At 35.9% G+C, this 5,307-nt stretch carries 5 protein-coding genes; all 5 read left to right on the top strand.

Features of this window, described 5'->3' with window-relative positions:
• Positions 1–444: 444 nt before the first annotated feature.
• The 5 genes from ACEN31_RS10860 to ACEN31_RS10880 all read left to right on the top strand — a co-directional run bounded on the left by ACEN31_RS10860 (position 445) and on the right by ACEN31_RS10880 (position 5,141).
• Entirely contained in the window at positions 445–1,104 is a 660-nt protein-coding gene (locus ACEN31_RS10860) for a LysM peptidoglycan-binding domain-containing protein (protein ID WP_407109421.1), read from the top strand.
• 73 nt (positions 1,105–1,177) lie between these two features.
• On the top strand, positions 1,178–1,846 hold the full coding sequence (cmk, locus tag ACEN31_RS10865; RefSeq protein ID WP_407109422.1) for a (d)CMP kinase: 669 nt from the start codon (positions 1,178–1,180) through the stop codon (positions 1,844–1,846).
• A gap of 136 nt (positions 1,847–1,982) precedes the next feature.
• Positions 1,983–3,320 (top strand): 30S ribosomal protein S1, encoded by a 1,338-nt coding sequence (gene rpsA, locus ACEN31_RS10870; protein WP_407109423.1) that lies wholly within the window; start codon positions 1,983–1,985, stop codon positions 3,318–3,320.
• 75 nt (positions 3,321–3,395) lie between these two features.
• On the top strand, positions 3,396–4,712 hold the full coding sequence (gene der, locus ACEN31_RS10875; RefSeq protein ID WP_407109424.1) for a ribosome biogenesis GTPase Der: 1,317 nt from the start codon (positions 3,396–3,398) through the stop codon (positions 4,710–4,712).
• Between the two features lie 153 nt (positions 4,713–4,865).
• Positions 4,866–5,141 (top strand): HU family DNA-binding protein, encoded by a 276-nt coding sequence (locus tag ACEN31_RS10880; protein ID WP_138403718.1) that lies wholly within the window; start codon positions 4,866–4,868, stop codon positions 5,139–5,141.
• Positions 5,142–5,307: the final 166 nt, after the last annotated feature.

Below are 5,307 nucleotides of genomic sequence, written 5' to 3' on the forward strand. Positions count from 1 at the left end.
TGGTGAATTAACCATATCAGAAAGGGGGTCTTTTTTCATCACCTAATGGGTGATGAAGCAGATTACTTTAAAGACTATTAAATCAATGTTAGGAAAGACTATTAGTAAAACTATGAATTATTCAGGTATTTGTTTATAGTTAAAGATTGTACTAAAATTATTACATGGAGATATCAATTTAAAACATAAAAAAACAGGACTAATAACGAATATATTCATATAGTGGTGGAATAAGCTGAAAATTAATGTATAATGTAGAATGATAAAGCAAACCTGTTTGTTCTATTACCATTGCTTTACAGATTCTTTTCAGTATGATGTTATTGACAATAGAAAGCTATTTTATTGACAAAAAAAAGATTAAGTTATGGTAATATAATAGGGAAAGTTAACTATGTATTAAAATGAATCATCATTAACTATGCATATTTAGGAGGGATTCTTATGTCTAAGGAACAAGATAAAGATCAAGACGTTTTTGAATCTGAGGTTGAAGAAACTGTTGAAGAGACACCTTCAAAGAAAGAAAGCAAACCTTGGAATCGAAAATTTGGAGAAGATGAAAATTTAAAAAACCGTCAATATTCAAGAACTGCACGCAACCAACCAGCAAAAGAAGCGACAACACTATCTAAAGTATTGTTAGCTATTATTGTTATTACGGTAATTGCGCCTTTCTTATTGTTTATTTTTGTTAATGCACAATTAGATAATGACGAAATACCAAATCGTAGTGCTGAACAAATTAATTTTTCTAGAAATTCTGAGTTATCACAAGTGTCAAGTGCTGACGAAAGTGAATCAAGCTCGGATGAAAGTGAAAGTGAAGAAGAGTCTAGTTCAGAAATTAGTAGAGAACCAATTGAATCAACTGAAGAAGTTGAATCTGAACCGGAATTACCACCTACACCAACTGAACCAGTAGTACCTGAAACACCTGTAGAGACACCACCTACAACGGGCGGAACATATACAGTTCAAGCAGGGGATTCATGGTATGCTATTTCTAGAAATACCGGCGTAGATCTTAATGCGTTATTAAGTGCGAATGGGGCAACAACTGATACAGCAATTTTCCCAGGAGACACAGTCGTATTACCATAGTAAAGAATATAAGTTGATAGAATAGAGATCTGTTAAAGGTCTCTATTTATTTTGATTAAAAGGAGAATTTTTAATGTCGAATTTTCAAATTGCCATAGATGGACCCTCTTCATCAGGGAAAAGTACTGTCGCACAAGCCATTGCTAAAAAACTTGATATTATTTATATTGATACAGGGGCAATGTATAGAGCGGTCACTTTAGCTGTTTTACAAGATAGTATAGAAGTAAGTGATGCTGAACGAGTGAAAAAAATATTACCAACACTTGATTTAACTTTTAAAAGATCAGATGAAGGTATTCAAGAAATGTATTTGAATCGTCAAAATGTCAGTCGTGAAATCCGATCTGATGAAGTCACAGCAAACGTATCAGAAATTTCTGCTTATCCATTTGTTCGGGAAAAGTTAGTGGAAGACCAACGTAATATGGCGAGTACCCATTCAGTTGTCATGGATGGCCGGGATATTGGGACTGTGGTTCTCCCAGATGCTGAGTATAAATTTTTCTTGAATGCCTCAGCTAAAGTACGCGCAAAAAGACGCTTCGATGAAAATGTTGAGAAGGGCTTATCTAATCAAACGCTCGAAGAAATCGAAAAAAGTATTATCGCACGAGATCATTATGATTCAAATCGCGAGCATAGTCCGTTGAAAAAAGCAGACGATGCCATCGAGTTAGAAACGGATCTTTTATCAGTGGAACAAGTTGCAAATACAATAATTGATCATATTGAGAAATAAGTACTGTTAAATCGCTATTAAATTGTGATTTTACTAGACTGATGGCTGAATATTTGATATGATATTCTTATATACGGTTCTTAAATTATAAGAAGAACCACTATTTTTTAGGTAACGCTTAGGAGGAATTGGGTAAATGTCAGAGTTTGTAGAAAATCAAGAATTAAATGAAAATGAAGAAGTGGTTGAAGAGACAGAATCTACAGAAGTAGAAGAGTCTATGGAAACTATGGAAGACGCTTTAGATAGTGTTAAAGAAATTAAAGTTGGCGATACTGTTCAAGGTGATGTATTAGCCTTTGATGACAATCAAGTACGTGTTTCTATTCAAGAAAGTGGCGGACTTGAAGGAGTTATTCCACGCAATGAATTATCAGCTACTCCTGTTGAAGAATTAACAGATGTTGTTAATATTGGTGATGAAATCGAATTAGTGGTATTAAAACCAATTAAAGATAAAGAAAACGGAAACTTTTTATTATCGAAAAAACGTGTAGATGCTAAAAAAGTTTGGGAAGAATTACAAGTTAAATTTGAAAACGAAGAAACTATCGAAGCACCAGTTAAAAACGTTGTAAAAGGCGGATTAGTTATAGATGCTGGCGTACGTGGATTCGTTCCAGCTTCAATGGTTGAAGATCACTTCGTAGAAGACTTCACACCATATGTTGGACAAACTTTAAAATTCGTTATTGTTGAAATTGAACCAAGTGAAAACCGTTTAATTTTATCACATAAAGAAATCGCACGTAAAGAAAGCGAAGCAAAACGCGCTGAACGTTTAGCTGAATTAGAAGAAGGTTCAGTTGTTGAAGGTACAGTAGCTCGCTTAGTAAACTTTGGTGCATTTATCGACTTAGGTGGAGTGGACGGATTAGTTCACATTAGCCGTATTGCTCACGAGCATGTTGATAAACCAAGTGATTACTTAACACCAGGCGAAACTGTTAACGTTAAAGTTCTTTCTGTTGATGAAGAAGATGGCCGCGTATCATTATCTATTAAAGATACATTAGCAGGACCATGGGATAACATCGAAGAAAAAGCTCCAGAAGGTTCTGAATTAAAAGGAACTGTTAAACGCTTAACTAGCTTTGGTGCATTTGTTGAAGTATTCCCAGGAGTTGAAGGGTTAGTACATATTTCACAAATCGCTCACGAACACATCGCGACACCTCACGAACGTCTTGAGGAAGGTCAAGAAATTGATGTTAAAGTATTAAGTGTAGATCCAGAACAAAACCGCTTATCACTTTCTGTGAAAGCATTATTGGATCAACCAGAAGGTATGGAAGAAGCTCCAGCTCCTGCAGCTAGCTCTAACAAACCTCGTCGTGAGAACAACAAACGTAACACAGGAAACAAAAAACAAAACCGTCAAAGAAACTTCCAAGACTCATCTGATGACAGCGATTCAGGATTTACATTAGCTGACATGTTAGGTGATCAATTAGACCAATTCAAAGGTGAATAGGAATAATATTTGACTTAAAGAACGAGGCTGACTTTTCATTAGTCAGTCTTTTCTTAATTTATGGAGGTGAAATGAATGAGTAAAGTGCCAGTAGTCGCTTTAGTAGGTCGACCGAATGTTGGTAAATCAACCATATTCAACCGACTCATTGGAGAGAGAGTATCGATTGTAGAAGACCATCCTGGAGTAACTCGCGACCGTATTTATGCGACAGGTAAGTGGATTGGTAAAGAATACCGTTTGATTGATACCGGTGGTATTGATATGAGTAATGAGCCATTAATGAATCAAGTGCGTTACCAAGCAGACTTAGCCATGGATGAAGCGGATGTCATTGTAATGGTGACGAGTGTCAGAGAAGGTGTCACTCTTGAGGATGAAGAAGTAGCCCAAAGATTACATCGAACAAATAAACCAGTTGTTCTAGCGATTAATAAAGCAGATAATCCTGAACAACGCCAAATGATTTATGATTTCTATACTTTAGGCTTAGGTGATCCTATCCCAATATCTGGTTCGCATGGTACCGGAATTGGTGATTTATTAGATAAGATAGTGGAAATGTTTCCAGAAGATTCTAGTGATACAGATGACGATGATTCAATTAAATTCAGTTTTATTGGACGTCCTAATGTAGGTAAATCTAGTTTAGTGAATTCAATATTGAAGGAAGAACGTGTGATTGTATCAAATATTGAAGGAACCACCCGTGAGGCAGTTGATACTAAGTTCAAGACAGCTGATGGTAAAGAATATACAATGATTGATACCGCAGGGATTCGTAAAAAAGGTAAAGTTTGGGAAAACACTGAAAAGTATAGTGTTATGCGAGCTTTATCTGCGATTGAACGAAGTGATATTGTTTGTATGGTATTAGATGCTGAAACAGGAATTATCGAACAAGATAAGCGTGTCGCAGGCTATGCCTATGAGGCAGGTAAAGGTATTATTATTATTGTTAACAAATGGGATGCCGTTGATAAAAGTGATAATAAATTCGACGAATTTACAAAAGAAATTCGTAAAGAGTTTCAATATTTACGCTTTGCACCTATCTTATTTGTGAGTGCAAAAACAGGACAAAGATTAAATAAACTTCCTGAATTAATTAATATGATCCATGAAAACCGTGCAAGACGTGTTCAATCATCTGTCTTGAATAACGTATTAATGGATGCTGTTGCGATGAATCCAACGCCGACAGATAAAGGTAGACGCTTAAAAATCTACTATATGACGCAAGTAGCAATTAACCCACCAACATTTGTTGTGTTTGTGAACGATGTTGAGTTAATGCACTTTAGTTATGAACGCTTTTTAGAGAACCAGTTACGTGAAAGTTTCTATTTCGAAGGTACTCCGGTACATATAATTACGCGTGCGCGTTCATAATGCTTAAATATTAGTTTAGTTTTACTCAAGAATAGCGTAAAACGTTGTATTATAAGCTTTTATGTGTTATTCTTATAAATGAAATATCCGTTAAAGAGATGTCGTATATTTCAAATATCTCAAATATGAGGATTTATATAAGGAGGAATACTAATGGCAAATAAAGCACAATTAGTAGAAAAAGTAGCAGAAAAAACTAACTTAACTAAGAAAGACGTAACAGCAGCGGTTGAAGCGTTATTCGAAACAATCGAAGAAACTTTAGCTTCTGGCGACAAAGTTCAAGTTATCGGTTTCGGTACATTTGAAGTTCGTGATAGAGCTGCTCGTAAAGGTCGTAACCCACAAACTGGAGAAGAAATTCAAATTCCAGCAAGTAAAGTACCAGGATTCAAAGCTGGTAAAGCATTAAAAGAAGCTGTAAAATAATTTAAGCTTTTAACCCCTAGAGCCACAAGGCTTTAGGGGTTTTCTTGTGCGCCCGGCATGGGCGATAACTTGGTGGTGAAAGTCCACTACAGACTTGGCAGTAGGAACTGTTAGCTAAAGGCAAGGGTGTCCACCGTGAGGTGGAATCTGAAGGAAGCCGGAGGCA

It is taken from the genome of Ruoffia sp. FAM 26255 (assembly GCF_045528525.1).
GTDB lineage: Bacteria > Bacillota > Bacilli > Lactobacillales > Aerococcaceae > Ruoffia > Ruoffia tabacinasalis.

Coding starts and splice junctions, on each gene's coding strand:
- cmk (WP_407109422.1), top strand. CDS start 1,178: ATGTCGAATTTTCAAATTGCCATAGATGGACCCTCTTCATCAGGGAAA.
- rpsA (WP_407109423.1), top strand. CDS start 1,983: ATGTCAGAGTTTGTAGAAAATCAAGAATTAAATGAAAATGAAGAAGTG.
- ACEN31_RS10880 (WP_138403718.1), top strand. CDS start 4,866: ATGGCAAATAAAGCACAATTAGTAGAAAAAGTAGCAGAAAAAACTAAC.
- der (WP_407109424.1), top strand. CDS start 3,396: ATGAGTAAAGTGCCAGTAGTCGCTTTAGTAGGTCGACCGAATGTTGGT.
- ACEN31_RS10860 (WP_407109421.1), top strand. CDS start 445: ATGTCTAAGGAACAAGATAAAGATCAAGACGTTTTTGAATCTGAGGTT.